The sequence below is a fragment of the Nonomuraea sp. NPDC050680 genome, assembly GCF_040654555.1.
In the GTDB taxonomy this organism is placed as follows: Bacteria; Actinomycetota; Actinomycetes; order Streptosporangiales; family Streptosporangiaceae; genus Nonomuraea.
Genome location: NZ_JBFAIF010000012.1, coordinates 112947 through 138578 on the forward strand (window position 1 = coordinate 112947; position 25632 = coordinate 138578).

29 protein-coding genes are annotated in these 25632 nt (G+C 67.6%); 10 read left to right on the forward strand and 19 right to left on the reverse strand.

Annotated elements, in window-relative coordinates; translation table 11 throughout:
- Positions 1-287: 287 nt before the first annotated feature.
- Positions 288-845, reverse strand: coding sequence for a TetR family transcriptional regulator (locus AB0H88_RS33010; protein ID WP_357651375.1), 558 nt, complete (start codon positions 843-845; stop codon positions 288-290).
- A gap of 47 nt (positions 846-892) precedes the next feature.
- Between AB0H88_RS33010 and AB0H88_RS33015 the strand changes: the two genes are divergently transcribed.
- The gene (locus AB0H88_RS33015) at positions 893-2068 is read left to right on the forward strand and encodes a cytochrome P450 (RefSeq protein WP_357651377.1); all 1176 of its coding nucleotides are present in this window, start codon (positions 893-895) and stop codon (positions 2066-2068) included.
- Between the two features lie 7 nt (positions 2069-2075).
- Here AB0H88_RS33015 and AB0H88_RS33020 read toward each other — a convergent pair whose 3' ends face one another.
- The 3 genes from AB0H88_RS33020 to AB0H88_RS33030 are packed head-to-tail and all read right to left on the reverse strand — an operon-like array spanning position 2076 to position 3906.
- Complete coding sequence (locus AB0H88_RS33020; protein WP_357651379.1) at positions 2076-2612, reverse strand: ferritin-like domain-containing protein; 537 nt, start codon at positions 2610-2612, stop codon at positions 2076-2078.
- Between the two features lie 56 nt (positions 2613-2668).
- Entirely contained in the window at positions 2669-3115 is a 447-nt protein-coding gene (locus tag AB0H88_RS33025; RefSeq protein ID WP_357651380.1) for a YdeI/OmpD-associated family protein, read from the reverse strand.
- Complete coding sequence (locus tag AB0H88_RS33030; protein WP_357651382.1) at positions 3112-3906, reverse strand: alpha/beta hydrolase; 795 nt, start codon at positions 3904-3906, stop codon at positions 3112-3114. Before AB0H88_RS33030 ends, AB0H88_RS33025 begins: the two co-directional genes overlap by 4 nt.
- 150 nt (positions 3907-4056) lie before the next feature.
- Between AB0H88_RS33030 and ilvD the strand changes: the two genes are divergently transcribed.
- Positions 4057-5703 carry a dihydroxy-acid dehydratase gene (gene ilvD / locus AB0H88_RS33035; protein ID WP_357651384.1) on the forward strand — a complete coding sequence of 549 codons (1647 nt, stop codon included), beginning with the start codon at positions 4057-4059 and terminating at the stop codon, positions 5701-5703.
- A gap of 138 nt (positions 5704-5841) precedes the next feature.
- Here the strand turns inward: ilvD and AB0H88_RS33040 are convergent, their stop codons facing one another.
- The gene (locus AB0H88_RS33040; RefSeq protein ID WP_357651385.1) at positions 5842-6351 is read right to left on the reverse strand and encodes a MarR family transcriptional regulator; all 510 of its coding nucleotides are present in this window, start codon (positions 6349-6351) and stop codon (positions 5842-5844) included.
- A gap of 55 nt (positions 6352-6406) precedes the next feature.
- Between AB0H88_RS33040 and AB0H88_RS33045 the strand changes: the two genes are divergently transcribed.
- Positions 6407-7126, forward strand: a complete 720-nt coding sequence (locus tag AB0H88_RS33045; RefSeq protein ID WP_357651387.1) for an SDR family oxidoreductase — start codon at positions 6407-6409, stop codon at positions 7124-7126.
- A 502-nt stretch (positions 7127-7628) separates the two neighbouring features.
- On the opposite strand, the gene AB0H88_RS33050 is transcribed toward AB0H88_RS33045, so the two are convergent.
- The gene (locus tag AB0H88_RS33050) at positions 7629-8321 is read right to left on the reverse strand and encodes a DUF4143 domain-containing protein (RefSeq protein WP_357651389.1); all 693 of its coding nucleotides are present in this window, start codon (positions 8319-8321) and stop codon (positions 7629-7631) included.
- Positions 8322-8421: 100 nt separating this feature from the next.
- A complete protein-coding gene (locus AB0H88_RS33055) occupies positions 8422-8697 on the reverse strand; it encodes an AAA family ATPase (protein WP_357651391.1) in 276 nt (91 codons plus the stop codon).
- A 246-nt stretch (positions 8698-8943) separates the two neighbouring features.
- Here AB0H88_RS33055 and AB0H88_RS33060 point away from each other — a divergent pair, with 246 nt between their 5' ends.
- The 3 genes from AB0H88_RS33060 to AB0H88_RS33070 all read left to right on the forward strand — a co-directional run bounded on the left by AB0H88_RS33060 (position 8944) and on the right by AB0H88_RS33070 (position 12380).
- Positions 8944-10812: a hypothetical protein gene (locus AB0H88_RS33060; protein WP_357651393.1), complete on the forward strand. Its 1869-nt coding sequence runs from the start codon at positions 8944-8946 to the stop codon at positions 10810-10812.
- 300 nt (positions 10813-11112) lie between these two features.
- A complete protein-coding gene (locus tag AB0H88_RS33065; RefSeq protein WP_357651395.1) occupies positions 11113-11244 on the forward strand; it encodes a hypothetical protein in 132 nt (43 codons plus the stop codon).
- Positions 11241-12380: a methyltransferase domain-containing protein gene (locus tag AB0H88_RS33070; protein ID WP_357651397.1), complete on the forward strand. Its 1140-nt coding sequence runs from the start codon at positions 11241-11243 to the stop codon at positions 12378-12380. Before AB0H88_RS33065 ends, AB0H88_RS33070 begins: the two co-directional genes overlap by 4 nt.
- 12 nt (positions 12381-12392) lie before the next feature.
- On the opposite strand, the gene AB0H88_RS33075 is transcribed toward AB0H88_RS33070, so the two are convergent.
- On the reverse strand, positions 12393-13538 hold the full coding sequence (locus tag AB0H88_RS33075; protein ID WP_357651399.1) for an epoxide hydrolase family protein: 1146 nt from the start codon (positions 13536-13538) through the stop codon (positions 12393-12395).
- A gap of 63 nt (positions 13539-13601) precedes the next feature.
- Between AB0H88_RS33075 and AB0H88_RS33080 the strand changes: the two genes are divergently transcribed.
- Positions 13602-14603: a YafY family protein gene (locus tag AB0H88_RS33080; RefSeq protein WP_357651401.1), complete on the forward strand. Its 1002-nt coding sequence runs from the start codon at positions 13602-13604 to the stop codon at positions 14601-14603.
- On the opposite strand, the gene AB0H88_RS33085 is transcribed toward AB0H88_RS33080, so the two are convergent.
- A complete protein-coding gene (locus AB0H88_RS33085) occupies positions 14580-15764 on the reverse strand; it encodes an erythromycin esterase family protein (RefSeq protein ID WP_357651403.1) in 1185 nt (394 codons plus the stop codon). The two genes, AB0H88_RS33080 and AB0H88_RS33085, sit on opposite strands and share 24 nt — an antisense overlap.
- A gap of 90 nt (positions 15765-15854) precedes the next feature.
- Between AB0H88_RS33085 and AB0H88_RS33090 the strand changes: the two genes are divergently transcribed.
- Positions 15855-16532 carry a TioE family transcriptional regulator gene (locus AB0H88_RS33090; RefSeq protein WP_357651405.1) on the forward strand — a complete coding sequence of 226 codons (678 nt, stop codon included), beginning with the start codon at positions 15855-15857 and terminating at the stop codon, positions 16530-16532.
- A 220-nt stretch (positions 16533-16752) separates the two neighbouring features.
- Here AB0H88_RS33090 and AB0H88_RS33095 read toward each other — a convergent pair whose 3' ends face one another.
- From AB0H88_RS33095 to AB0H88_RS33110, 4 genes are all read right to left on the reverse strand, one after another.
- Positions 16753-17757 carry a hypothetical protein gene (locus AB0H88_RS33095; RefSeq protein ID WP_357651407.1) on the reverse strand — a complete coding sequence of 335 codons (1005 nt, stop codon included), beginning with the start codon at positions 17755-17757 and terminating at the stop codon, positions 16753-16755.
- Positions 17758-18005: 248 nt separating this feature from the next.
- Complete coding sequence (locus tag AB0H88_RS33100; RefSeq protein ID WP_357651409.1) at positions 18006-18440, reverse strand: calmodulin-binding protein; 435 nt, start codon at positions 18438-18440, stop codon at positions 18006-18008.
- 130 nt (positions 18441-18570) lie between these two features.
- Positions 18571-19233 carry a permease-like cell division protein FtsX gene (locus tag AB0H88_RS33105; protein ID WP_357651411.1) on the reverse strand — a complete coding sequence of 221 codons (663 nt, stop codon included), beginning with the start codon at positions 19231-19233 and terminating at the stop codon, positions 18571-18573.
- The gene (locus tag AB0H88_RS33110; protein ID WP_357651413.1) at positions 19230-19772 is read right to left on the reverse strand and encodes a sigma-70 family RNA polymerase sigma factor; all 543 of its coding nucleotides are present in this window, start codon (positions 19770-19772) and stop codon (positions 19230-19232) included. The genes AB0H88_RS33105 and AB0H88_RS33110 overlap by 4 nt, the downstream gene beginning before the upstream one ends.
- A gap of 482 nt (positions 19773-20254) precedes the next feature.
- On the opposite strand from AB0H88_RS33110, the gene AB0H88_RS33115 reads away from it, so the two are divergent.
- Positions 20255-20758, forward strand: a complete 504-nt coding sequence (locus AB0H88_RS33115) for a hypothetical protein (RefSeq protein WP_357651415.1) — start codon at positions 20255-20257, stop codon at positions 20756-20758.
- Between the two features lie 44 nt (positions 20759-20802).
- Here the strand turns inward: AB0H88_RS33115 and AB0H88_RS33120 are convergent, their stop codons facing one another.
- From AB0H88_RS33120 to AB0H88_RS33140, 5 genes are all read right to left on the reverse strand, one after another.
- Complete coding sequence (locus AB0H88_RS33120) at positions 20803-21678, reverse strand: hypothetical protein (protein WP_357651417.1); 876 nt, start codon at positions 21676-21678, stop codon at positions 20803-20805.
- 36 nt (positions 21679-21714) lie between these two features.
- Complete coding sequence (locus AB0H88_RS33125; protein WP_357651419.1) at positions 21715-22308, reverse strand: plasmid pRiA4b ORF-3 family protein; 594 nt, start codon at positions 22306-22308, stop codon at positions 21715-21717.
- A 101-nt stretch (positions 22309-22409) separates the two neighbouring features.
- Positions 22410-22796 carry a hypothetical protein gene (locus tag AB0H88_RS33130; RefSeq protein WP_357651421.1) on the reverse strand — a complete coding sequence of 129 codons (387 nt, stop codon included), beginning with the start codon at positions 22794-22796 and terminating at the stop codon, positions 22410-22412.
- 221 nt (positions 22797-23017) lie between these two features.
- Positions 23018-23284 (reverse strand): hypothetical protein, encoded by a 267-nt coding sequence (locus tag AB0H88_RS33135; protein ID WP_357651423.1) that lies wholly within the window; start codon positions 23282-23284, stop codon positions 23018-23020.
- A 180-nt stretch (positions 23285-23464) separates the two neighbouring features.
- Complete coding sequence (locus AB0H88_RS33140) at positions 23465-23731, reverse strand: winged helix-turn-helix domain-containing protein (protein WP_357651425.1); 267 nt, start codon at positions 23729-23731, stop codon at positions 23465-23467.
- 86 nt (positions 23732-23817) lie between these two features.
- Here AB0H88_RS33140 and AB0H88_RS33145 point away from each other — a divergent pair, with 86 nt between their 5' ends.
- Positions 23818-24027 carry a hypothetical protein gene (locus AB0H88_RS33145; RefSeq protein ID WP_357651427.1) on the forward strand — a complete coding sequence of 70 codons (210 nt, stop codon included), beginning with the start codon at positions 23818-23820 and terminating at the stop codon, positions 24025-24027.
- Between the two features lie 502 nt (positions 24028-24529).
- Here the strand turns inward: AB0H88_RS33145 and AB0H88_RS33150 are convergent.
- Positions 24530-25165: a hypothetical protein gene (locus AB0H88_RS33150; RefSeq protein WP_357651429.1), complete on the reverse strand. Its 636-nt coding sequence runs from the start codon at positions 25163-25165 to the stop codon at positions 24530-24532.
- Positions 25166-25632 lie beyond the last annotated feature (467 nt).

The following is a 25632-nucleotide window of genomic DNA, read 5'->3' on the forward strand; positions in this document are numbered from 1 at the left end:
TTGTGCTGCGGCCCGTATGGCCGTTCTGGCAGCGCGTCCACGCGTCAGGCCCCTTGCGACTGCTCGGCCCTTCACGTCCGACCTTCTGCCGGTCACTCCTGCTATCCACGCTCGTCCGGGCGGCTCGTCGTGACGCTGGGTATCTCGTGCGCCGCCCTCGTGGATCCGTTCCTTGCGATGAGAGAAACACTAGCCACAACAGCAACGAATGTCTACCGCCGCCACAACAGATTTTCGATTCCTGGCGCAGCAGTCTCGCCGGATGGCCTCTGGCAAGGCGTTCGAGCTCAGGAAGCCGCTTCGATGACGCCGTGGACGGCACGGGAGACGCGCTCGGCGGCCGTGTCGGGATCGGGCCGTCCGGCCTCCAGCCACGCGATGACCCCTTCGACGGCCACCGCGAACACCAGCCGCGCCGCCCAGTCCGCCCACTTCGGGTCGGCGATCCTGGCGGCCAGATGCCGGCGGGCGATCCGGACGGACTCGCGGGTGAAGTCGTCGATGAGGTCGCGGAACTCCGGCTCGCGGGCCGCATACCGAAACAGCAGCCGAAACCCGTCGGGATCCGCGTCGGCCGCCCGCATGAGCGCCGGGATCGTCCGGTCGCTGAAGCCCGATTCCCCCACGCGCTCGCCGAGCCGCGAGCCCGCCCGGTCGAGCACCGCCCGGTAGAGATCGGTCTTCGACTCGAAGTGCCGGTAGAGGATCACCCGGCTGACGCCGGCCTCGGCGGCCACATCGTCGAGGCCGGTGGCCGTGTAGCCGCCGACCGCGAAGGCGCGCGTCGCGGCGTCGAGGATCTGCTCCCGGCGCTCGGCCCGGGGCATTCGCCGGACGGTTTCCATGCGCGCTCCTCTTGTTTACTTTCAAGTCTACAAATACCGTTGTACACATGCCAGTAAACAAGCTTCCCTTCGACCAGCCCGAGCTCCTCCGCCCGGCTCCGCTGCTGCGCGCGCTCCAGGCCGAGGGGCCGGTGCATCGCGTCAAGACGAGCACGGGCGACGACGCCTGGCTGGTGACCGGCTACGAGGAGGTGCGCCGCCTGCTCGACGACGACCGGCTCGGCCGCTCGCACCCCGATCCCGAGAACGCCGCGCGCATCGGCGAGTCCGCGCTGTTCGGTGGCCCGATGGGCGACTTCGACACCGAGCACGAGGACCACGCCAGGATGCGGACGGTGTTCCAGCCGCACTTCTCGCCGAAGCGCATGCGGGCCTTCCGTCCGCGCGTGGAAGAGCTGACCGATCAGCTGCTCGACGAGCTGGAGCGGCAGGGCTCACCGGCCGATCTCCACCAGGCGCTGGCGCTGCCGCTGCCGATCCTGGTCATCTGCGAGCTGCTCGGCGTTCCGTACGAGGATCGGGAGCAGTTCCGCGCCTGGTCGGAGGCGGCGGGCAACACCGCCGACCACGCCCGCTCGATGCGGGGCCTGATCGACCTGTACGAGTACGGCAAGAGCCTCGTCGAGCGCAAGCGGCGCACACCGGGCGACGACGTGATCTCTCGCATGGTCGCGCTGCCCGACACGAACGACGACGAGATCGCCCGGCGAGCCATGAACCTGCTGTTCGCCGGACACGAGACCACGGTCGTGCAGATCGGCATGGGCGCGCTGTACCTGCTGGCGAACTCGGCGCAGTGGGAGGCTCTGCTGGCCGAGCCCGAGCTGCTCACCGGGGCGATCGAGGAGATCCTCCGGGTGCCCATGGTGAACGCCAGCGGCGGCATCCCCCGATACGCCCGCGTCGATCTGGAGATCGGCGAGGTCACGGTCCGGGCGGGGGAGCTGGTCCTGCTGCACATCGGCATGGCCAACCACGACGAGAACATGTTCGCGGACCCGGAGCGGTTCGACATCACCAGGGAGGCGATGGCGCACGTCTCGTTCGGCTACGGCGCCCGCTACTGCATCGGGGCGCCGCTCGCCCGGATCGAGCTGCAGGCGGTGTTCGCCCGGCTCATCCCGCGTTTTCCGGGCATGCGGCTGGCAGTGCCGGTCGAGGAACTGCGGGTGCGCGCCGACTCACTGACGTCGGGCCTGGTGTCACTGCCGGTGAAGTGGTGAGGAGGTCTTAGGCGGAAGGAATGCGTTCGAGCAGGCTCTGCATGTCGTCGGCGTGCTCCTCCTCCTTCGCCAGGAGCTCCTCGAACACCCGGCGGGTGGTGATGTCCTTGTCGCCCAGCCACTGGATGATCTCGGTATAGCTGGCCACCGCGATCCGCTCCGCGACCAGGTCTTCCTTGATCATATCGATCAGCCCGCGGCTCTCGTCGTACTGGGAGTGGGCGCGGGAGCTGAGCGTGTCGGGGTTGAAGTCGGGCGCGCCGCCGAGCTGTACGATCCTGGCCGCCAGTTTGTCGGCGTGCTCCTGCTCCTCGCCCGCGTGCTCCAGGAACTCCTGCGCCACCGACTCCGACTGCAGCCCGGACGCGGTGTAGTGGTGCCGCTTGTAGCGGAGCACGCACACCAGCTCGGTGGCCAGGGCCTCGTTGCAGATCTGGATCACGCGCTCCAGGTCGGCGCCGTAGGCGTCGGTGATCGGGCCCTTGCCGATCTCGGCGCGGGCGCGCTCGCGAATGGTCTTGATGTCGGTCAGGAACTCTGCCATGGCGCCCATATGCCCACTCGTCTGGCAAAGACGCCCCTTCACCCGCAAAAGTGCGGTCAGCCCTCGCCGTTGGCGAGCCGGGTGACGGTGTCCGCGACGCGCCGTTGCCTGGTCTCGGCCTTCTTGGCGCCCTCGACCTGCAGGACGCAGCGGAGTTTGCGGGAGTACGACAGCCCTTCGAAGAAGCGCTTGGCCTCGGGAGCCTCGTCCAGCGCCGCGGCCAGGTCGGCCGGCACCGTCACTTCCCGGGGCGCGGTGTCGAGCTCCAGCGTGACCTCCACCTCGTCGCCCGCGGCCACCCCCGCGCCCTGGCGGTTCTCGGCGCTGAGCGGCAGCATGTACCGGCCGCCCATGGGGGCGACCGTGCTGCGGTAGCCGTAGCCATTGATCGTGACGCTGACGGCGGGCCGCCTGCTTCCGCCGAGACCCTCGACGACCTCGGCGGGGACCTCGATGCCCGTGGCGGTCTTGCCGCCCAGCAGGACGACGGCGCGGAATCTCATTGGAAGAACCCCTCCAGGACCGGTGCCAGGGCCGGGGCCTGGACGATGTGCGTCTGGCCGTCGAGCGTGTGGTGCTCGGCGTTGGGCAGCACCTCGGCCCAGGCCCGCATGCCGTTGCGCATCCACACCGGGCTCTTGCCGCCGCAGATCACCAGGGTCGGGATCTTGGCCGAGGCCCAGGGGGCGGCGGGGAGCGGCTTGCCGCGCTCGTAGTCGGCCACGAACGAGACGTCACCGGGCAGCGTGTGGACCATGGCCTTGAGGCCGGACCAGGCGGGCATGAAGCGCATCATGGCGACGACCACGCCCGGCAGGTTGACGCCCTTGCGCATGAAGTAGCTGACCGCCTGGCCCCGGCGGCCGGTGGCCACCATCTCTTCGAGCTGCCGCAGGTAGTCGTCCGGGATCGGCGGCCGGGTGTCGTCGACCACGAACGGCGCCTCGTAGACGGCCACTTTCGACACCGGCAGCCCGCTCTCGACGGCCGCCATGGCCAGCGCCGCGCCGGAGGAGATGCCGTACAGGAAGGCGGTGCCGCCCGCCTCCTCCACTAACGCGGCCAGGTCCTCGATCTCGCGCTCGGGGGAGGACGGCGCGGTGTCGCCGCTGTCGCCGCGCCCCCGGCGGTCGTAGGTGTAGACGGTGAAGCTGCGAGCCAGCTCCTTGGCCAGCGCCGGGTTCGGGCCGGCCGCGCGGTGGCAGAGCGCGCCGTCGACGAGGATGACCGCCGGGCCCTGGCCGATGCGGTCGTAGGCGATCTGGGTGCCGTCTTTGGAAGTGACCTTGTCCATGTCCGTCTCCTTGTCAGGTGACTGTAGCCTCTCACCGACAATTATTTTTGTCAAGGTTTGACCTGGGCGTACCTCCGCATGAAGCCAGGGGAGGCGCGCGCCTGGGACCCTCAGTGATCCGTACGGCCGGCTCGTTCGTAAGGTGGCAGCATGAGCATCGCCGATGATCCGGACCGCGCACCCGCCCGCTCTCACCTGTACGCCATGGGAATGTCGGAGGAGGAGATGCGCCGGCCGATGATCGGCATCGCCTCCACCTGGACCGGCACGATGCCCTGCAACCTCACCCAGCGTGAACTGGCCGCCCATGTCGCCACGGGGGTGCGCAGGGCGGGTGGCACGCCGATGGAGTTCAACACGATCGCCGTCTCCGACAACCTCACCATGGGCACGCCGGGCATGCGCGCCTCGCTGGTGAGTCGCGAGATCATCGCTGACTCGATCGAGCTGATGGGCCGGGCACACGGGTTCGACGCGCTGGTGTGCATCGTGGGGTGCGACAAGACCGTACCGGCGGGCATCATGGCGCTGGCCCGCCTGGACGTACCCGCCGTCGTCCTTTACAGCGGCAGCATGATGCCCGGCCGCTGGCGCGACCGGGACGTCACCATCCAGGACATGTGGGAGGCCCTCGGCGAGCGCGCGGTCGGCCGGCTCGACCAGGCCGACGTGGACGACCTGGCCAAGTACGCGTGTCCGGGCCCCGGCACCTGCGCCGCCCAGTACACCGCCAACACGATGGCCTCCGTCGTCGACTTCCTCGGCCTGGCCCCGTTCGGCATCGGCGACATCCCGGCCGTCGCCGAGACGAAGAACGCCGCGGCCGAGCGCGTCGGCGAGATCGTCATGGACGCGCTGGCCCGCGACGCCAGGCCCTCGCGCATCCTCACCGAGGACGCCCTGCACAACGCCATCGTCTCGGTGGCCGCCATGGGCGGCTCGACGAACGCCGTACTGCACCTGCTCGCCATCGCCCGCGAGGCCGGACTGCCGCTGCGCGTCGACGAGATCGGCGCCATCTGCCGCCAGGTCCCCATCATCACCAGGCTCATGCCCAGCGGCCCGCACACCGCCGCCGACCTGTGGCGTGCGGGCGGCACCTCGCTGGTGGCCCGGCGGCTGCTGGAAGCGGGTCTGCTGCGCTCGGACGCCGCCCTGGTCGACGGCCGTACGTACGCCGACGTCGCCGCGGCGGCGGAGGAGGCGCCGGGGCAGCAGGTGGTGACGACCGTCGAGAACCCCGCCAAGGCGCGCGGGGCGCTGGCCGTCCTGCGCGGCTCGCTCGCCCCTGACGGGTGCGTGCTCAAGCTCAGCGGCAAGGCGGATTTCCGGCGTGAGGGCCCGGCCAGGGTGTTCGACGGCGAGGAGGCCTGTTTCTCGGCGATCCAGGAGGGGCGCATCCTGCCGGGCGACGTGATCGTCGTCCGCTACGAGGGCCCGGCCGGGGGACCTGGGATGCGGGAGATGCTGTCGATCACGGGTGCGCTCGTCGGTCAGGGGCTGGGGGATTCGGTGGCACTGGTCACCGATGGGCGGTTCAGCGGGGTCTCGCATGGCATGGTCATCGGGCACGTCGCGCCCGAGGCGTACGTGGGCGGGCCGCTCGCGCTGGTGCGCGACGGCGACGTGATCGTCATCGACAGCGCGGCGGGGACGCTTGATCTGAGCGTGCCGGAGGAGGAGTTGGGGTTGCGGCGGGACGCCTGGGTACGGCCGGAGCGGCCGGTCGAGCGGGGCGTGCTGGCCAAGTACGCGGCGACCGTCAGGTCCGCCTCGGACGGCGCGGTGACCGTCTGACGGGGAGCCTGCTGGGTGGCCAACCTGGGACGCGATGACACGGACATTCTTCGAACCGGACGAGAGCGAGGAGTACGAGGCGGCCTGACCAGCTGACCGCAGAAACCCAGCAGTTTTGAGGTGGCGAGGAACGCCGCGCTATAGCCCCTGCCGTCGCTGGACGTTCGCTGTCAGCTTTGCCAGCAGATCGACGAGCGTGTCCCGTTCTTCTTTGGGCAGGTCCGCGACCAGGCTGGCCTCGCGGCTGAGCACCGAGTCGACCGATCGCTCGATGAGCATGTGTCCTTCGTCTGTCAGCGACACATTGACGCTTTTACGGCCGGTGATTCCCGGCGCTCGCCGTACCAGACCGTCACGTTCGGCGCGGGCGACGCGCTGAGAGATCGCACCGGCCGTCACCAGGGTGCGGCTGGCCAGCTCGCGAGTGGACAGTGTGTACGGTGGGCCGGAGCGGCGGATCACTGACAGCAGGTCGAGCGTGGCCGCGTCGATGCCGGCTGCGCGCAGGACACGGGCGCGGTCGTCGGCGAACATCTTCGCCAGCCGCCAGATGGGCGTGACGATCTCGATGGAGTCCGTAGGCGTGCCTGGACGCTCGCGCTGCCACGCCGCCGCGATCTCCGCCGGGCTGGGCGCGTCGTCGGTCACTGTCTATCCTCCGCTATGTTTAGGTCTAAACAACATTACTCGCTTAGGAGGGAACATGACCAGGACTGTGCTCGTCACCGGAGGCACCAGCGGCATCGGGCGCGCCGTCGCCGAGCTCTTCGCGGCCGACGGTGCCGAGGTCTACATCACCGGCCGCCGCCCCGACACCGTCGAGCCGGCCGCCAAGGAGCTGGGTGTACACGGCATCGCCTGCGACGCGACCATGCCCGACCAGCTCACCGAACTCGGCGACCGTCTGGACGGCCCGCTCGACGTGCTCGTCAACACCGCCGGGGGCCTGCCGGAGACGCCGCCGGCCGGGACGCCGCCCCTGGCGGCGCTGGCCGCGGAATGGCAGTCAAGCGTGTCGACCAATGTACTCACCGCGGTCCTCACCACCGCCGCGGTTCGCGACAAGCTGACCGCAGGCTCCTCGATTATCAGCATCGGCACAATCGGCGCAGAACGTGGCGGCGGATCCTATGGCGCGGCCAAGGCCGCACTGGCTGCCTGGAACGCCATGCTCGCAGCCGAATTCGGCCCGCGCGACATCACCTGCAATGTCATCTCCTCCGGCTATGTGACCGGCACCAACTTCTTCGGCGGCGGCATGACGGAGGCGCGCCACCAGGCGCTCGTCGATGAGACGCTGCTCAAGCGGCCTGGCACGCCCAGTGACATCGCACAAACCGTCTTCTTCCTTGCCTCGCCCGGTGCCCACCACATCACAGGGCAGACCATCCACGTCAACGGCGGCGCCTTCACGACGCGTTAGAGCAGCGTTGAGGCGCAATACCTGAGTAACGATGGCTTGCCGCAGCGTGAGCTTGAAGGAGCTGCGCATCTGACGAGCCAACTGGCTCGCCGACGACCCGCTGCGCCGCCGCGCACAGCACGACAGCGGCGGCCGCGGTGACACTCGCCGCCAGTCTGCGCGCGCAGGCGTTTCAGCGCCTTGGACGTCTGACTCTTGACCGTGCCGACGGGGCAGCCGAGCAAGGAATCAATCGCACGATCGCCAGATTGGCGATGACCCGCCGAATGTAGGGCTTAGGGTCGCCGCCCCGGCACAGCCTGTCCCAGTGCATGCCCGCCCGCTCCAGCGCGGTCTGCGGCAAAATCTTCGGCTTCCCCGAGCGAACCGCAGGTCAGGTAAGCCGTGCGTAACAGGCTTGTACTACGGGCGGCCACGAACTCCGTTTGCCGCGAAGGGGGCTCTACAGAGGCAAAGAGCGGATCGGATCGCGCCCGTCGAAGCCGACCGCTGCGGACGCGACCTAGCGGCGGGACGGCAGACTCGGCGTGACCGTATCCGGTCCCATGTGGTTCCACAGGATCGACAGTGGCGAGAAGAAGATTCGATCCCCTGACGGGAGGTTCGTCGCACCGAGGTGCAGGACATACCCGGCACGGAACCTGTCGCCGAGCTTGTCTCGCAGCCAGCGCAGGTGCTTGGCGTCCTCGCTCTTTGGCGTGGCCGACGCCTTGACCTCGATGCCGACCACAGTGCCGTCACGGCGTTCGAGGATGAAGTCGATTTCGCGCTGCTCCCTGTCCCGATAGTGTCGTACGGTGACATGTCGGCGAGCGAAGGTCGACAACTTGAGAAGCTCTGCGAAAACGAAAGTCTCCAGTAGTCCGCCGAGGGCGGGATGACCAGGGGCAAGGAGCGACTCCGCATCCACGTCCATGAGATGGGCAGCCAATCCGCTGTCGGTCACATAGGTCTTGGGCGCGTGGGTCACCCGTGAGCTGAGGTTGTTGGACCATGCGGGCGCCGTCGCGACCAGGAACACGGTTTCCAGGTAGGCCAGATATGTACGCACGGTTGCGACGTCCAGCCCCAGACCTTGGGCGATATGGGCGAGGACAACCTGGCCGCCGGCTCGGGCCGCGACCAGAGCGATCAGATCGGGGATCGCCTGGGCCTTGTTGACATGGGCGAACTCGCGGATGTCGCGCGAGATCACGGTGTCCAGGTAGCCGCGGAACCACGCCCGAATCGCCACCGGCGAGTTCAGGCGCAGGACTTCCGGATAGCTGCCCTGGCTGATGAGGTGGATGTAGTCCTCACGCGTCCATGCCGACTGGCGACCGGTGAAGGCCCCTGGGTCGATGAACGCCTGCCGGTCGGGGCCGTCTGCGTACGAAGGTGCGCGGATCGTCCTTGGCGATGGCGAGCTCTGAGGGATCGTCGAGGGTGGTGAACGTGGCTTCGCCGAACCGTCGGCAGGACTGGAGCAGCGTTGTCTTGCCGGACTGGCGCGGCCCGTTGATGATGACGACCCTGAGCTCTGCGAGAAGCTCCTTGAGAGAGTCGGCCGCGAGCCGAGGAAGAAGATCCATACTGCCCCCACCTGCAAATAGACTGCGAAGCAGAGCCGGTTTCCCTGTTTCGCGGGCCGAGTTTTCCCTGTTTCGCGGACTCTATTTTCCCTGTTTCGCGGGCCGCGCGTACGCAGGATCGCCGATCGACGGTTGGGAGATCGATCCTTCGCAAAGGGGCGCGGTGATCGTCCAGCCCTCGCCCGGGACACTCCAATGGAAGAACGACCGGTGCCAGACAGCCCGGCTGGCTAGCCTGGGACGACCATGACACGGACCTTCTTCGAACCCGACGAGACCGACGAGTTCGAGGCGGCCGCGGACTTGCTGACCCGCCGCTGCCTCGCCTGGGCGGACGAACGCGGCCTGGCCGCCGACGAGACGGTGCTGGCGGCGGCCCTGGAATCGCGCCACCGCAGCCGCGACGGCCGCTTGGCCTACTGGGACACCGAACAGGTGCGGCGCTTCCTGCTGGAATGGGTCCCGCACTACGTCGTCGCTCCTCGGGACATACTCGAGGCCGCGCCGGAAAGTCTCCTGACCTTCCTGCGCTACCTCGACGCGTCGGGTCTGCGTGACCCGCGCGGCACCGCGGTGGCGGACCTGTCGTCCGCCGTGACCCAGGCCGAGTACACCGCGGCGCTGGACGATCCCCTCCGCCAGAGCGTCGCGAAGTTCTGGACGCAGGCCGCGCTCGACAGGGGTGTCGATCTCGAGAATCGCCGGGCTGTGGAGAAGTTTCAGCGGGACGTCGACGCCGGGCGGGTGACGTTCGACGCCGAGGTCCTCGACAGGCTGGTGGAGGCCCGGTTCACCCAGCCGGGTCCGGACGAGGAGCGCGCGTTCGCCCAGCCGCCCATCGCCCTCCCGCCCGCGACCGAACTCGCCGAGGCGGCGGCGCGGAGCGAGATCGTACGGCAACTCGCCGCCCTGGCGGACTGGGCCGGCGCGGACGGGCGACCACTCACCGCATCGGGGAATCTCCGGCCCGCCGACGCCCGCGAACTGGTGGTGCTGCTGGAGACCGGCGAGGAGAACCTCCGCTTCCGCAGCGCCGTCGAACTGCCACGGGTGAACCTGCTGCTCACCTGGGCGAAGAAGGCGCGCCTGATCCGTACGAGCAAGGGACGGCTGTACCGGGTGGCCAAGTCCGTGCCGCTCCTGCGCGATCCCGAAGCCCTGTTGAACCGCGCGTTCGAGGTGTTCTTCGAGCTGGGCAGCGTGGTCGGGGCACCCGCCATGTGGGGCAGCTCTTCCTCCATGGTCGTGGATTCCTTCGAGGAACTGCTTCCGGACGTCCTGAACTCGATGTACGGCCTACCCGGTCCCGCCCCCGTGGTCCGCTTTCAAGAGACGGTGTGGCTGGCCTGCCGGCAGTACTACGTGATCGACGCCGGCGGTTTCCAGGAGGAGGTGTGGCGGCGGCAGGTCGATCGGGATCTGGTGGCGGCGTTCGAGGCGTTGTCCGCGCTCGGCGCCGTGGAGCTGAGTCATGGGCCGGCCGACGAGCTGTACTCCAGCGATCTCACCGAGGAAGACCAGCCCCTGGGCCCGGAGGCGGCCGCCCGGTTGCTCGCCCGCCTCGCCGAGCCCGACCTCCTTCTGGCCCGCCTGACGCCGCTGGGCCTGCGGGCCACCCGGGAACGCCTGCTCGCCGACGGCCGCGACGCCCCGCTGATCGGCGAACTGGCCACCGCACCGCCCGCCGCACTCCTCGGCCTGCTCGCCCAGCACTACCCGCCCGAGGCGGCCGCCGTCGAGCTGTCCGGCTGGCTGGCGGTGCCGGGGCAGGACGTCGAGACGCTGCTGCAGGCCGTACGCGACTGTCCTTTCCGCACGCGGGCTTCGGCCATGCTCGGCGTCCTGACGGAAGTCCTGCCTGACGGCCTGTCGATGCTCCGGAGCCTGCGCGCCGACCCCGTCCTCGGCCCCCTCGCTCTGACCGCGCTGCTCGACGGCGAAGACCTCCCGCCCGAGTCCCTCGAAGATCGCGAGCAACTGCTGCTGCTGGCGGAAGGGCTGCTCAACCTCCTCGAACTCGGGGGACCGGGAGGCCGTCCTCCAGCAGGTCACCGACATGGCGGGAAAGGATGCGACGGAAGTGATCGAGGCTGCCGCAGGCTCTGGGCATCCTGACACCGTTGGCTTGGCGGAGCTGGGCGAGCTCGTGGCCCGGTCGGCCCGCGCCCACCCGCTACGCCTCGTACCCGGCAACGCCCCGGGATCGCGCGGGCGCCCCCGCGGCCACGGCAAGAAACGCAAACACTGAACGAGAGCCGGCGCGGTGACCGTCTAGCTCGTTCCCATCCTGTCCCGCGGCCAGGACGAGCCGCGCGGGGGTCTGCCTCACCTAACTGAATGGCCTCTTGTCGGTAACGGACAGTAGTCGTATGGTCGCGGCGACCCGTTCGTTTCAAGGCAAGGGAAGGCCCCCACATGGCAGGTAAGCACGAGGGCGAAAAGCCGTCATTGAAGCCGTTCGAGCTTCCCGACAAGGAGAAGAGCACCAGTGACGGAGACGGTAGCGGCGGCAAGCACGAGGGAGATGGGAAGGGCAAGGGCAAGTGACGGCCGAGCTCGATGCCAGTGTCGAGGGCATGATCGCGGCGATCAGCAGAACTCGTGCCCCGATCAGGGGCACGATCATCGACGCGCTACACGCGGTGCCGCGCCACCTGTACGTGCCCCCGGTGGGAGTGGCCACGACGGACGCCGGCCCCGAGCTGATCGACCGGGGCAGCGATCCCGAGGCATGGTGGGCGGCCGTGTATGGCAGGGCCCCCATCGTGACGCAGCTCGACAAGGGCGCGACGGACATCCGCGACGTGGAAGGGCTTTACACCTCGTCGAACTCGGCCCCCGGCACAGTGGTCGACCTGCTCACGCAGCTCGACCCCGACCCTGGGCACCGTGTACTCGAGGTGGGCACCGGTACCGGGTGGACAGCCGCGCTGTTGTCTCACCTAGTCGGCGACGCGTCGCGGGTGACGTCGATCGAGGTCGACCAGGCCGTCGCCGAGCAGGCGGCAAAGAACCTGGCTGCGGCCGGTGTGCACCCGCACCTGGTCGTTGGTGACGGGGCGGAAGGCTGGGCCGAGGGAGCGCCGTACGACCGCGTGCACGTGACGTGCGCGGTGCACACCGTTCCGTACGCCTGGATCGCGCAGTGCCGCCCGGGCGCGGTCGTTGTCACGCCGTTCTCGACCGGGTTCGACACCGACCACTCGATACGGCTCGTTGTTCTCCCGGACGGCAGCGCGATCGGGCGGTTCCCGGGCTACGCCTCGTACATGATGATGCGCTCGCAGAGCGCTACCAAGGGTGATCCGGACGACGGGAGCGGCCGGCGGTTCACCACCACGGTGGACCCCCGCACGATCACGTACGCGCCGGCCGGAGCCAACCTGGTGATGTCGGCCCTCACCGGTCTCCGCGTGCGCCTCGACGACGAGAAACGGTTGTTCCTCGTCGATCCCGGCGATCCTGGCCGTTGGGGCGTCGGCATCTATGAGCCCGACGGCGAGCATTGGGTGTACGAGCTCGGCGACCGCCACCTCTGGGAGGAGGTGACAGACGCGTACTTTCGGTGGGTGAGCTGGGGCGAGCCGGGTCTTGAGCGATTCGGCATGACCGTAACCCCCGAAGGGCAACAGCTTTGGCTCGACGCGCCCGAGACCCCCATCGGCCCGCGTCGACGGCTTTGACGCAGGCTGGAGTCAACGGACCTTCCGGAAGAATGCCCGCACGTCGTCAACCAGCAGGTCAGGGGCCTCCATGGCGGCGAAGTGGCCGCCCCGGTCGTACTCCGACCAGTGGATCACGTTGTGCTCGCGTTCGGCGATCCGCCGGATTCCGCCGTCGCCGGGGAAGACCGCGACCCCGTGCGGGACCTCCGAGCGCTCGACCGGCGTTCCCCACTGCGCCGAGCCCTCCTTGTAGAGCCGGGCGGACGAGGCGGCGGTGCGGGTCAGCCAGTAGATCGTCACGTCGGTGAGCATCTGGTCAAGGTCGACCGCGTCCTCGGGCAGGTCGTGCGCGGGGTCGGTCCACTCCTTGAACTTCTCCACGATCCAGGCCAACTGGGCGGCGGGGGAGTCGTGCAGGCCGAAGGCGACGGTCTGCGGCCGGGTGGCCTGGATGATCGCGTAGCCGGAACGGTCGTTGTCGGCGTACTGCTGCATGCGGGCCAGCTCGGCCTCGGTCAGACCCTCCATCTCGGCCGGGTCGAAGCTCGGGAAGCCGAGCGCGCCGTTGACGTGCACGCCGGCCACCCGGTCGGGGGCGACGCGGCCGAGCTCGGGGGAGATGACCGAGCCGCTGTCGCCGCCCTGGGCGCCGTAGCGCTCGTAGCCGAGGCGGCTCATCAGCTCGGCCCACGCGCGGGCGACCCGGCTCAGATCCCAGCCGGTCTCGCGGGTGGGGCCGGAGAATGCGAAGCCGGGGATGGACGGGGCGACGACGTGGAAGGCGTCGGCGGGGTCGCCGCCGTGGCTGCGCGGGTCGGTGAGCGGGCCGATGATCTTCATGAACTCGACGATCGAGCCGGGCCAGCCGTGGGTGAGGACCAGCGGCAGCGCGTCCGGCTCGGGGGACCGCACGTGCAGGAAATGGACATTCTGGCCGTCGATCTCGGTGGTGAACTGGGGGTACTCGTTGAGCGCCGCCTCGTGCTTGCGCCAGTCGTACCCGGTGCGCCAGTACTCGGCCAGCCGCTGTACGTACGAGACCGGGATGCCGTACGACCAGCCGACGCCGGGCAGCTCGTCGGGCCAGAGGGTGCGCGCCAGCCGGTCGTGCAGGTCGTCGAGCGCGGACTGCGGGATATCGATGCGGAACGGACTGATCTCCGTGGTGAACGTCATGGAGAACACACTAGGAACGAGCTAGGTCAGGAGCGGTCCTAGGAATGGGGCAATCTGGAGAGCATGTTGGAGACATCGGCCCGGCTGCTCAGACTGCTCTCGCTCCTGCAGACCCATCGGGAGCGCTCGGGAGTGGAGTTGGCCGAGCGGCTCGGCGTGACCGTGCGGACCGTCCGCCGTGACATCGGGCGGCTGCGCGAGCTCGGTTATCCCGTGCACGCCATCGCGGGCGCGCCCGGTTACCGGCTCGGCGCGGGTACGGACCTGCCGCCGCTGCTGTTGGACGACGAGGAGGCGGTGGCGGTCGCGGTGGGCCTGCGCACGGCGGCCGGGGGCTCGGTGTCGGGGATCGAGGAGACCTCCGTGCGGGCGCTGGCCAAGCTGGAGCGGGTGCTGCCGTCCCGGCTCCGGCATCAGGTACACGCGCTGCAGTCGATGACCGTGCCGATGGGGCGGGCGGGTTCGGTGGTGGACCCGGCGTCACTGACCGCGATCGCCGCCGCCTGCCGCGACCACGAGACCCTGCGGTTCGACTACCGGACGCACGACGGGGAGGAGAGCGTCCGCGCGGCCGAGCCCTATCGGCTCGTCCATTCGGGGCGGCACTGGTATCTGGTGGGCTGGGACACCGACCGGGCCGACTGGCGTACCTACCGGATCGACCGCCTGAGCCTGCGGACGCCGAACGGGCCGCGGTACGTCCCCCGCGACCCTCCCGACTCCGACCTGGCGGCCTACATGTCCCGGTCGATCTCCAGCGCGCCCTATCGGTATCAGGGTCGCTTCACGATGTACGCGCCGGCCGAGGTCGTGGCCGAGCACATGCAGGCCACGACGGGGACGATCGAGCCGATCAACGAGCGCTCTTGCGCGCTGTCCAGCGGGGCGAACCACCTTGACGAACTCGCCGTCTGGGTCGCGCTGATGGACATCGACTTCGAGGTGCACGAGCCGCCCGAACTCGTCGACCGCATCCGCGTCCTCTCCACCCGCCTCGCCACCGCTGCCGGCTCATCCCCTGCCGGCTCATCCCCTGCCGGCTCATCCCCTGTCGGGCCAGCCTGACAGCCTGACGGCCTGCTTGAGGTAGACGACGCCGTCGATCATGTCGAGCTGGGCCGGGTCCAGCGGGAAGTAAGCGAAATCCTGGGAGACGCGCTTGGTGGGCTTCGTGACGGCCTCGGCCAGCCGGCGGGCGTCGATGAGGGAGTGGTCCCACGGGAGCGTGGACAGGATGCCCTCGACGGTGTCCGGGGATGGGGTGTCGTCGCCGACCGTGCCAAGAGCTGATGCCAGGAAGGCGTACCGGTCGCCCAGCTGCGTTCCGGTGATCGCCCCCGCGCTCCACCACTCCAGCGTCTGGTCGCCGAACGACATGAAGCTCTTGTTCCGCTGCAGGTGGAGGTTGGAGGAGAAGACCAGGGCCGGGCCGTGCTCGGCGATGGCATGCAGGTTCGCGGCCATTATCGCGTCCCGCAGGGCCGACAGCCGGGTCCACCGTGCCGGGGACGCGTCGGCCATCCAGTAGTGGTAGCGGAGCAGGCCGACGGCGGTGCGCCCGTACAGTGCCGCCCGCTCCCTGTCCTCCGCGCTCAGCCCCGGCGCCTGCGTGTCGAGCAGGGCCACCAGGTCGTCGGCGATCAGCCGCAGCCGCTGGGCGTCGGCGGACTGGCCGATCGACAGGGACGGATCCATGGCCGCGGCCTCGTTCGACCACCGGTCGTCCGGGCCCAGCAGCGTATCGAGGGTTTCCCTGGTCACTACCGTGCCGAGGAGCGGGCCGTCGAGGAGGTCGTAGAGGCCGGTGAGCGCCTGGCGCGGGCTCGCCGCCCAATACTCCAGCGGGCCGTCGAAGCCGAAGAACCGGAGCTTTTCAGCATGGTCCTCGTTGTACGTGCGCATCCAGCGTACGAGCTCGCGGTTGGCCGGGGAGGTGCCGAAGTTGTGGCTGAAGCCGCGTTCCATGACGTCGTCGAGCGTGCCGTTGCCTGTGGTGATGTAGTCGTCCACCACAAGGCCCATGAGGCAGTCGCTCTCGATGGCGAACGACCGGTAGCCCTCGTGCTCGACCAGATGCCGGAAGATCTCGTTGCGTACTTCGCCCAACTCCTGCACGAAGTGCCGGGCCTCGCCCAGGCCGAGCAGCAGGGGCTTGGCGGGCAGGGACTTGAGGAACGCCGAGATGCTCACGCCGTCGAGCGGACGGGCGGTGTCCTTGATATCCATGACTTAAACGGTATCGTTAAACTTTCGATGTAAACTTTTCCTCGTTCATCCCTGCTCCTTTGCGACAAACCTTCAATCGGTGATGCATCCATGAGGCCAGTGGACCTGGCGCGCGAGCACGGCCTGTCCACCCAGGCGATCAGGAACTACGAGGACGCCGGCATCCTGCCCGCCGCCGAACGCACCGTTCACGGCTATCGCACCTATACGCCGCTGCACGCGCAAGCCCTGCGCGCGTTCCTCGCCCTCATGCCCGGGCACGGTCACCAGACGGCCACGTCGATCATGCAGGCGGTCAACCGGGGTGCCACCGAGGACGCGCTGCGGCTCATCGACGAGAGTCACGGTCAGCTCCTCGACGACCGACGTACCCTCCAGGCCGTCGAAGCCGCGCTCCGCGATCTGGCGCCGGTGCCGCAGGAGCGCGGCGACACCTTCATCGGCCCCTTGGCGCGCAGGCTCGGCATCCGCCCTGCCACTCTGCGCAAATGGGAGAACGCCGGACTGATCCAGCCGCGCCGCGATCCGCAGACGGGCTACCGGATCTACAGCGCGGCCGACGTACGGGATGTCCGGCTGGCCCACCAGCTCAGGCGGGGCGGCTACCTGCTGGAGCAGATCGCCCCGCTGATCGCCCAGGTCCGCTCCGCCGGAGGCGTCGCCCCGCTGGAGGCGACCCTGCGCGACTGGCAGGCCCGCCTGTCCGCCCGAGGCCGCGCCATGCTCAAGGGCGCCGCCGACCTGGACGCGTACCTCCGCGCCCGCTGAGGTCGAGGTCATGGATTGTTGGCGAGTACGCAGGCGACGGGCGGGTCGAGCTCGAGGGTCTCGACCCGGAGCTGGGCGGCCCGGGTCTCAGGCCAGCGGCGTTATCCGCCATCGGCGGTCGAGCTGGTCGGTGTGGTGTTGTTGCTGCGAGGCGTCGGTTTCACGCTGCGGGAGGTCAAGGCGTTCATCGCCCATCCTCAGTACGAAGGGATGCCTTACGTCAGGAGCCTGTGATGGTGAGCAGTGAAAACCACTCATTGATGACGCGAACCTTTCCGCGAGAAGGCGGTATGACGGCGAGATAGCTGGTCGCACTATTGCGCTTGACCCGCTTCTTGAAGGTCTTGCCGTGGCTCAGAGCGGCGGTTTCGCGATCATCGAAGCTCGCCGTAAGCGTGTTTCCGGGCCGGGCGATGAAGCTGTCTCCCTGCAGCGCCCCGTACCAGATGAGGGCCCCACCGGTAGAGGTCTTGAGCGCGAAGATCTCCGGAACGAGTTTCAGCTGGTAACGCACATTCCACTGCCCTCTCATCCCTTTCCGCTCAGCCGCCACGAAATCGGCGGTCTCGGTGGTGAACGCGCCTGGAGCGATCGTCTGCCGGGCACGCGGATCGGCGCCCGCGGTGGCGATCAGGCGCACATGCGACTGGGCCGCCTGCCGGGGCGAGAGCGCGAGAGTTCCGCGCTCGTCCACTGGTAGCGCGGTGGCGAGTCCGTCGCGATCCTTGGCTATGGCAGGCGTCTTCATCGTCGAGTCCGTGAAGGAGGACGCGACCACGCGCCACCCCTGGGCCGTCTTCTGGAAGATGACCTGCGTCCAGGATTTGCTCCCTTTCTTCGTGAATTCGGCCAGGAACCACGGTGGGTTGGCGCCGCCGCTCCTGGGAATGGTGAACCGCGTTTTGCGTATCTCCATCGGATTCGTGCTGCGGTTGCCGATCATCGCCTTCAGGCGCTGGTCGGCCTTGGTCTGCTGCAGGGAGAGCGCGGCCTCCGCGGCCTCCCACCCTTTTCCCTGAAGTACGGCCTGGTCGGTCAGCTTCTCGTAGCGGTCGAGAATTCCCTTGGCCTCCGCCGGGGCGACCACCCCTTGCTGGGCTGGAGTCGTTTGTGCCTGCCGTCCGCCGGCTGCCCATGGGGATTGTTGAGCGGATCCACTCCCGCAGGCGGCGACGCCAGAAATGACTAAAGCGGCAAGAACGGGAGCTGAATGGCGAATATTCATCGCTGTCTCCGGAGGTCGATTGCCACGATGTACGTAGCGCCGATCGGCCCGGGTTCAGACAGTTACCCAACGTTCTTGTTATAGATCGCGAAGAATGTCAACAGGGTCGGTTGTAGCGGGATAGTTATCCGTCAAGCTTGCGTGTTGAATTTCTTGCCGGCCTTGCTCGCGGTGGAGATCTTCTCAGGGCATGGGGCGGCCCCCGGAACGGTTGTCTCGGGGGCCGCGATGAGAGATGACGTCCGGGGCTATGGCTGCTGGACTTCGCGCACGAGCTTGGAACTCCAGGGGCACCAGACGAGGCCGGGCAGGAACGCCCCGCCGGCCTCGTCCAGGTGATCCTCGACGTAGGGGATGGTCGCGTCGCAGACCTCGATGGCGAAGTCGAAGAAGCCGACCGTTTCGGGCCTCAGCTGGTAACTCCAGCGCGGGTTGAAGGGAGCGGGTCTCTTGTCGATGCGTCCGAGGACATGTGGTTCGCTCGTGGTGGTGCCGCTGAGCAGATCGCGGGCGTGCTGGATCTTGCCGGGATCGGTGAGTTTGATGACGAACTCCGAGCGGGTGACGTCGGTCATCACGAAGTAGGCGGCCGAGTCCGCTGCCTGAGCGGGTGCTGGGGCGACGACGCCGACTGCCGCGATGGCGATGCCAGCCGTGAGGATCTTGGTCAGGATGCTGCGCATGGAGACCCCTTCACTTCGCACGATTGCGTTGAGTTGCGATCGCATACGCTAAGTAATCACGCGAAGATGAGAACGGCCCCTACCGTCACGGTGATAACGCACTCACCGCCCGCACCAGGGGATCTCCTGGTCACCGTCCCTTGCCGGGGAAGAGGCACTGTTCAGCTCTTCCCAGGAGCCTCCTGATGAACCCCCAGGGAGGGGCGTTGTCGAGGTTGCAAGCCTGGTCGACGCTGACGGACACGCCGGGCAGTTCACTCGCGGCCTGGGCCACGGCCGAAAAGTCGGCACCCGCCCTGATCCGGGCGCGGAAGGAGTCGGGCATGTCCGTGAGGGTTGTCGCCTTCAGGAGCTGGGGGTTGTCTTCGTACTCTCGACGGAACTTGTCCCAGGCCTGCTGTTGGTCCTCAAAACGGATGCTCTCCACCTCGGGCCGGGCCTCCAGCGCCAGCTGGAGATTCTTCCGTTCTGCCGCGGTGATTTCGCCGCCCGCGCAACTCGCGCGGACGTCGCCGTCCTTGCATAGGAAGACCGCGACCTCGGGCCCTTCAGATGGCACCGTGCTGCTCTGTGACATAGCGACAATGCTTTCCTGCGGTTCCAGCGAGGGGCCGGTGAGCTTTACTGCCGCGAAGGCTGCCACGGCGACGGTCAGAGTGACGGCGGCGACCCTGATCAGGCCCTTCCTGGAGCCGTGGCTGGGTCGCGGGGCGGGCAACGGACGTTGATCGTCGCGGACGATCTCCGCGCGAGCCGACATGGCGTCGCGGAGTCGCTCTTCAATGTTGTTCATGCGTTGTCTCCCAGCTCGTGAAGGAGCCTGGTCCGGGCTCGGGCGATCATCGATCTGACGGTGCTCTGCCTGACGCGCATGGCCTCGGCGATCTCGGCGTCGGATAGGTCGAGGTAGAAGCGCAGCACGAGGGCCTCCCGCTGGCGCCGCGGCAGGCGGGCCAGTGCGAGCAGCACCTCCCGCCGCGACTCCCCGATCAACGCGGCGGTCTCCGCCGAGTCGGCCAGGGCCGCGACCGGCTCGACCCGTCGCAGCGCGAGCGCTCGGCGGCGAAGAATCGACCGGGAACCATTGAGCACGCACGTCCTGACATAAGCGATCGTCGTGACTCCCGGCCGCCACCTGCCATGAAGCCGGGCGAACACGTCCTGCACCACGTCTTCGGCCGTCTCCTGGTCGCCGAGCAGCAGCACCGCGAGCCGCACCAGACTGAGCCGATGCTGGCGATAGAAGGCGACCAGCTCAGCATCAGGGGATGCGGCTGACGGAGCGGACACCTTCGATGCCGGCTCCCCCAGCCGCAAGATTTCGCTGTCCATGGTCTATGAACGCGCACCTCTACCGATCCGCTGCTTCTCCACATCGGAAATAATCCGGAGAAGGATTTCGTCCGCACGCCGGGGGCGGACTGGTTCTCCATGGGCTGGCAATCTCGCCTGATCATTTGTCTCGTTCTGCTTCGCGAGCCACTGGTAGAGCGTCACACTGTGTGTGCGGCCATCGCCTTTCTTCGGTCCAGGTCATGTTCTCGAAGGACGACGCGATGGCCGACTCCATTTCCGGTGTCCCAGACAAACCCGCACATCATGACGCTGCTGGGTGCGATGAGTAGACGGCGGACGCCGTACCTCCCAACGGGGTCAGACGGACAACAGCGCCGTCACGCGGCGTAGCGCGTGCGGGCCGCAGGATCGCCTTCTTGAGAGATGTCGGCTTGATCCTGGGCAGCCCTGCGCCAAGTCTGTACATCCCCGGGCCCGTCGATCGGCTGATCGAATGGGCGTCCAAGGACACTGCTGGCATGAACGGGCGTGAGGCGAGTGCGGCGGCGGAGCGGGCGGAGTTCGGGGGTGCCGTGTACGGCTCGCTGCTGGCGGCGTCCGTGGTCGCCGGCTCCGCCGCGGAGGGCGGCCCGCCGTCCCCGCCGGAGCTCGTGACGCTCCTGGTGTGTACGGGGGTGGTGTTCTGGATCACCCATGTGTACGTCCAGGTCGTGAGCTCCGGTTACCCCGCCAGGCCCCTCACCTGGGCAAACCTGCGCTCGGTCGCCAGACGCGAGTGGCCGCTGGCGCAAGCCTCGTTCCCGCCCTCGATCGCCGCGGCCATGGCCTCTGGGTTTGGCATGTCCAACACGGTCGCGGCTTGGGCGGCGCTGTGTGTCGCGGTGGCGAGCCAGGTCGGCTGGGCGGTTACGGCCGCAATCAAGATCGGCTCTTCCAGAAGAGTCGTCGTCATCTCCGGAGTCGCCAACCTCATCCTCGGCCTGGCCATCGTCGCACTCAAGACCGTAGTGGCGGGCCATTGACTCTGCCGGTACTGCGTCACTTCGCCGAGGCGTAAACCCGCACATCATGGCGCTGCTACCTCCCACCCATGTGCGACGAGCAGCCGACGGACGCCGTACACCCCCAGCGGGGTCCGGCAGACAACAGCACTGTCACGCACCGCGGTGAGCGCGGGCCGCAGGATCGTCTGGACGAATTGCTCGGCGGACAGCCCCTGAACGGCTGTCGGATCGTCATCCTCCTCTTCGGTCTCTTCGGGGGCGAGTTCCTGGTAGAAGCCGGCCTCCAAGTCCTTCATCATGCGTTCGGCCACGTCAGGGTCTATGGGTCGGCTGACCGGCTCGATCACCCCGGCCAGCGCCCAGTCGCTCATCGCGGCCTGCACGGCGCCGAAGAGGCTGTCGGTCAGACCGTACAAGCCCATGACGTCGCCCGTGGCCGCGGCGATCGGCAGGGCCGGAAGCAGCACGGGAAGGGGTTGTTCCGCCAAGTCATCCAGGATCCGGGCGATGATCGGAAGGATCTCGTCCTGGGGCGCCTGCCGGCCGAAGTAGGAGCGGTCGCGCTGCTCTGCTTCGACACGGGCGCGCAGCAGCCCGGCCAGCAGCCGCGCCCACGCCTCCAACCGCTGCTCGGCCGAGCCGTCTTCCCATGCCTGTACGGCGGATCCGACGACGGCCTTGGCTCCGCGGATCTCGATCAACTCGGCCTCGACCGCCGCGCTCCACAGAGCATGCAGGGCGGGAAGGTCCTTGGCACTGCGGAGCTTCTTCTTCGACGCGCCCGCTTTACGGGCGGCTTCCTGCTCTCTGCGCCGCAGAGCCCAATCGCCGAACGCGGACTGCCCGGAGGGAAGATCGGCTTCCGCCATCGCCGGCAAGAGAGGTTCGGCCAACCCGAGGTCGGCCTCGGCCTGGACCGCATCGGCCGGCCGCAGCACCTTGTTGGGAGTCAACGCCCGCCCCGCCCCGACCCACTAGGCCAGCGCCAGCGCCCACCGCACCAAGGCGGACGCGGCGGCCTGCTCCGCCAGTTGGTGTACGGGCGCGACCTCGCGCGGCTCCAGCAGTCGCTCCCCGGCATCGGCCTGGGCAAGTCCTGGGAACAGGGCCGTGAACACCGGATCGATGTTGTCGGTCGCCATACGGAGTTCGCGCCCAGGCAGTGCACCGTTGGCGCGGAAGAGTCGGTTGAGGGCCAGCCGCTCCGGCTCGGTGAAGGTGCCCGGGGTGTAGTCGTACGAGTCCTCCTCCGGGGCGAGGCCACGACCGGCGGGACAGGTCGGATACAGCGCGTCCGGCTCCGCCGGGGCGATGTCCTCCACCTCGATCCGATGCCGCCAGTCATCGCCCAGATCGTAGGTGTAGGTCAGGACAACGCCCGGCCGCGGTGCGACCTGGCCCAGGCGGACGGCGTCCTCATGGATCATGGGGGGACCGAAGCCGAGGTGGTGCTGTTCCAGTAGCAGCTCTGGGACGTAGCTGACGTTGCCGAGGTCGAACTTGTGCAGGTGATCGCCGTCCCATTCGAAGGCGTCCTGCAGGATGTCGCTCAGTTCGCCGAGCGTCACCTAGGACGGCACCTGGAGCCGCCGCCATACTGCCGGACGGAAATCCTGCAACGTGACCTTCAGGTGGTGCACCTGCGCGGGTGCGCTGGGCGTGTGAGACATCAGACGGCTCCATCTCCTGGGGGAGTAAACCTTAGAGCGATATCCGCCCCTCTCGTGTCAGGTCCAAAGGGCTGTAACTGCATAGCCACGATTCGTGTCCGTTTGGTGGTACGAAGCGGGATCGCGCACCTGGTGTCCCTCGTCGTCGCCCATGACGAAGTTCCACGCGCAGGTGTCATCGCGGGGGTACCGGCCGGTAGCCGCGATCTGCGGAGAGCGGCGGTGGCCATCGGCACGTCGCGCTCCTGCAGCGCGATGTCCAGATCGGCATGCGACCTCGTCTGGGAGCCGAGACAGGCGTCCACCGCCCAGCCGCCGTCCAGCCAGATGCTGATGCCCAGGCTGTCCATGAGGGCAAGGAATTCACGGACGTCGTCTGCGGTCATCTCTGGATCGGCCGCAAAGACAAGTGTGCTGTACGCCGGTTGCGGGTTCGGTCCGCTGGCCGCCTATCCCGGGGCATGCACGATTGACCTTGATGATCACCTCGTGCGCGGCATCCTCATCGGCCTGCACCCAGAAATCCCAGACGCGAATGGCCTCTGCTACCGGTCGCGCCGGAATCCATGGGCATCCTCACCCTTGAGGCAATGGCCTGATCACGTACTCAATCTCGCCCATCGGCGCCGTCCGCTACCAGGGCAGTAGGTCGCAGGTCGTTCCAGTGATATCCGCAGTTCTCAGGGGGAAGGCCCTCGAACGTGTGCAGAGGATCGATTTCCAGGTCGCACAATCGCTGCTCTTGCGAGAGCGCGTGGTTGGCCAGGGCCTTGTTCATGGCGCTCATCACGTCGGATGCCTCCACAACCCAGGTGTAGGGCGCCTCTCCGTCGAATCGCTCCGTGCCGGCGACGGTCACCGTGAAGGTCTTCATGTCTTGTGGCTCCTTCGGTCCTTCGGTGTGCAGCACCATGCGGGCGAGAGCTCCGGTGGATCGGGCCCTCGCTCTGGCGAACATGGGTCAGTGGTACGGCGCACGCTCGACAGGGGGGAGGAAGGGCCTGGATGTCGGAACCAAGGGGCACGGTCGGCAACGGTAGGCCACGATCCGAGCTCAGTCAGTAGATGCCTGGTCCTCGGGAGACTCGGCCTCGTTGGGCACGCTGACGAAGCTTCCCATGTGCGGGACCGTATAGATCAGGCCTTCCTCACGCAGGGCGCGTACGGCCTTACGCGCGGTGTCGCGGGCGATGCCGAACTCCTGGACAAGAGAGAGCTCAGAGACCAGGTACTTGGGCTGATACGTACCGGATTCGATGCGCTCTCGAATCACGTCCGCTACCTGCTGCCACCTCGGCCTGTCCGGCTCGAACTCAAACATGGGTCAACGGTAGGAAACGCTACCCGAAGGCCAACGTCCGCCTACGTGGGTAGACAAGGGTAGACATTCACTTCTACGCTGACCTCATGACCTCACACGGCTATGACCTCGACGCACTTCGCGTCACGTTCCCTGCCTGGTCGTTCTTTCGTAGCGACGCGGGTGTGTTCTACGCAACCAGGCGCGGTGTCCGGCTCTGCGATACCCAAATCGATGCGGGGCTCCAGCAGACAGTGAGCGCCGACGACGTAGCCACATTCGTGGCGCTGCTTCATGACCAGCAAGTCCGGGTGTGATGTCCATGGTCACCTGGACGTCCCAACTCGATTACCACGGGCTGCATGTAACCGCTGCGCACGCGCAGGTCGAGCCCGTGGGATGGGAAGCAGCTCTGCCGCGTGCCGCTCGAGTGCGGGTGCGTCAGCACACCTGCATTTGTCAGCAACCGTTCTTTGAGCTGTGCACTGCGGGCGGGCTGTGGTTCGTCCGGCGCATCTCCGAGGAGGTCCCACAGGTCATCGTGGAGAGTACCTGGATGTCCGCGCGCGAGGCCGAGGGCCTGTGGCTGCGTATCTTGAGCGGTCACGCCAGGTAACTCGCCGGCGATGCGTCGCGCGGCCTCGTTTGGGTGCGGGCTTCGGTGCAGATGTCCAGGGGAACGGAGCAGCGAGGGGCGTGCACATCAACCAGCAGCTCATCACATTTGGCCTCGCGGTCGCGAGCCGCCATCACGCGGATCGTGAGGGAAGCGCCTCCCTGGCGTCAGCACGGCTAAACAATGAGGTCGAGCGAGCTTCGCTACTTGAGCCCTTGGATTACCGTGTCGACAGCGCGTTGCGCAAATACGGTATCCGACGCAATTTGGAAGCGATGGGGCTGAAGGATCTTGTTGGTTTGGTAGTTGGCTATACGCCCATCAGGTCGGCGAGCGGAGTCTTTTACTCTCTCGACGAGGCCATACCGGTTCAGCAGAATATGGCTTTCATAGGCATCTCGGCCAATCCCGTAGACCTCGCATCGCTGCTTCTCGGTAACGAACACCCCGTCGGTCCCGTGCTTGCTGGGATAGATTTGACTAATATGGCGAAGCATTAGATATGTAGCCATCTCGGCGGGAGAGAGGGCATGTACCCAACCGTTGGTAAAGAATTGGATTGGCAGCTTAAGGGTCGTCTCGTCGCGGTCGGGCACGCGGTAACGTATCGGATGCCCCGCATGGGAATATTGTCCGCATTCGTCCAGTAGTTCAAAGCTCTCAAAGCGGCCATTCGAACGCGCTGAGCCCAGTTCGACCAGCCGGGCCCTTTGTAGACTTTCGAGGGCATTCTTTATCTGGCGAAGGCGGTTGGCGGTTGGCAGGGATACGGCCAGCGACGACGTGGTTCTGGCCTCCTTGCTCTTGGCCAGGATGGCTAATAGGTCAAGCCATGCCACCTGGGCTGCCCTGTTGGCTCGTAGCGGCCTTCGGTTCTGTACCGACTCTCCTGGGCGGCGCGTGCACTGGGCCTCGAAAAGGCCAACCAGGTAGAGCTGCATTGGGATCCCGCGCGGCACCATCAGCTGAACCAGGGGAGATGGCTGCGGGGATCCGCTCTCCTCTCTGATCTCCCGGTTCAGGGAAGACGAACTGCCGTGACCCCTCCCTGTATAGCCAGCGGAGGCGGTCGTTGACGAGAGCAGGGATGGGCGGACACTGACGGAACTCGGACGGAGACGTCCCTCGCTCCACGCGGCTTCACACGCCCCGGCTGCCCTCTCGACGACCTCTCGTTGTGGAACCAGGAGTTGTCTGCGCTGCGCGACCCTCTCGAGGGATCTGGACATCTCTTGACCTTCCTAATGCCGATTGGCCCGCACGCTTCTCCTACTCATCGTCGATGAGGGAAAGAACTACTTTATGC

Bases quoted from the DNA above. Each gene is read 5' to 3' on its own strand.
- AB0H88_RS33025 (WP_357651380.1), bottom strand. From the start codon at position 3,115: ATGAGATTCCGCGCCGTCGTCCTGCTGGGCGGCAAGACCGCCACGGGC.
- AB0H88_RS33015 (WP_357651377.1), top strand. From the start codon at position 893: ATGCCAGTAAACAAGCTTCCCTTCGACCAGCCCGAGCTCCTCCGCCCG.
- AB0H88_RS33130 (WP_357651421.1), bottom strand. From the start codon at position 22,796: ATGACCGCAGACGACGTCCGTGAATTCCTTGCCCTCATGGACAGCCTG.
- AB0H88_RS33090 (WP_357651405.1), top strand. From the start codon at position 15,855: ATGAGGCCAGTGGACCTGGCGCGCGAGCACGGCCTGTCCACCCAGGCG.
- AB0H88_RS33115 (WP_357651415.1), top strand. From the start codon at position 20,255: ATGAACGGGCGTGAGGCGAGTGCGGCGGCGGAGCGGGCGGAGTTCGGG.
- AB0H88_RS33140 (WP_357651425.1), bottom strand. From the start codon at position 23,731: ATGTTTGAGTTCGAGCCGGACAGGCCGAGGTGGCAGCAGGTAGCGGAC.
- AB0H88_RS33020 (WP_357651379.1), bottom strand. From the start codon at position 2,612: ATGGCAGAGTTCCTGACCGACATCAAGACCATTCGCGAGCGCGCCCGC.
- AB0H88_RS33110 (WP_357651413.1), bottom strand. From the start codon at position 19,772: ATGGACAGCGAAATCTTGCGGCTGGGGGAGCCGGCATCGAAGGTGTCC.
- ilvD (WP_357651384.1), top strand. From the start codon at position 4,057: ATGAGCATCGCCGATGATCCGGACCGCGCACCCGCCCGCTCTCACCTG.
- AB0H88_RS33010 (WP_357651375.1), bottom strand. From the start codon at position 845: ATGGAAACCGTCCGGCGAATGCCCCGGGCCGAGCGCCGGGAGCAGATC.
- AB0H88_RS33100 (WP_357651409.1), bottom strand. From the start codon at position 18,440: ATGCGCAGCATCCTGACCAAGATCCTCACGGCTGGCATCGCCATCGCG.
- AB0H88_RS33055 (WP_357651391.1), bottom strand. From the start codon at position 8,697: ATGGATCTTCTTCCTCGGCTCGCGGCCGACTCTCTCAAGGAGCTTCTC.
- AB0H88_RS33045 (WP_357651387.1), top strand. From the start codon at position 6,407: ATGACCAGGACTGTGCTCGTCACCGGAGGCACCAGCGGCATCGGGCGC.
- AB0H88_RS33065 (WP_357651395.1), top strand. From the start codon at position 11,113: ATGGCAGGTAAGCACGAGGGCGAAAAGCCGTCATTGAAGCCGTTCGAG.
- AB0H88_RS33135 (WP_357651423.1), bottom strand. From the start codon at position 23,284: ATGAAGACCTTCACGGTGACCGTCGCCGGCACGGAGCGATTCGACGGA.
- AB0H88_RS33075 (WP_357651399.1), bottom strand. From the start codon at position 13,538: ATGACGTTCACCACGGAGATCAGTCCGTTCCGCATCGATATCCCGCAG.
- AB0H88_RS33095 (WP_357651407.1), bottom strand. From the start codon at position 17,757: ATGAATATTCGCCATTCAGCTCCCGTTCTTGCCGCTTTAGTCATTTCT.
- AB0H88_RS33060 (WP_357651393.1), top strand. From the start codon at position 8,944: ATGACACGGACCTTCTTCGAACCCGACGAGACCGACGAGTTCGAGGCG.
- AB0H88_RS33030 (WP_357651382.1), bottom strand. From the start codon at position 3,906: ATGGACAAGGTCACTTCCAAAGACGGCACCCAGATCGCCTACGACCGC.
- AB0H88_RS33105 (WP_357651411.1), bottom strand. From the start codon at position 19,233: ATGAACAACATTGAAGAGCGACTCCGCGACGCCATGTCGGCTCGCGCG.
- AB0H88_RS33145 (WP_357651427.1), top strand. From the start codon at position 23,818: ATGACCTCACACGGCTATGACCTCGACGCACTTCGCGTCACGTTCCCT.
- AB0H88_RS33085 (WP_357651403.1), bottom strand. From the start codon at position 15,764: ATGGATATCAAGGACACCGCCCGTCCGCTCGACGGCGTGAGCATCTCG.
- AB0H88_RS33080 (WP_357651401.1), top strand. From the start codon at position 13,602: ATGTTGGAGACATCGGCCCGGCTGCTCAGACTGCTCTCGCTCCTGCAG.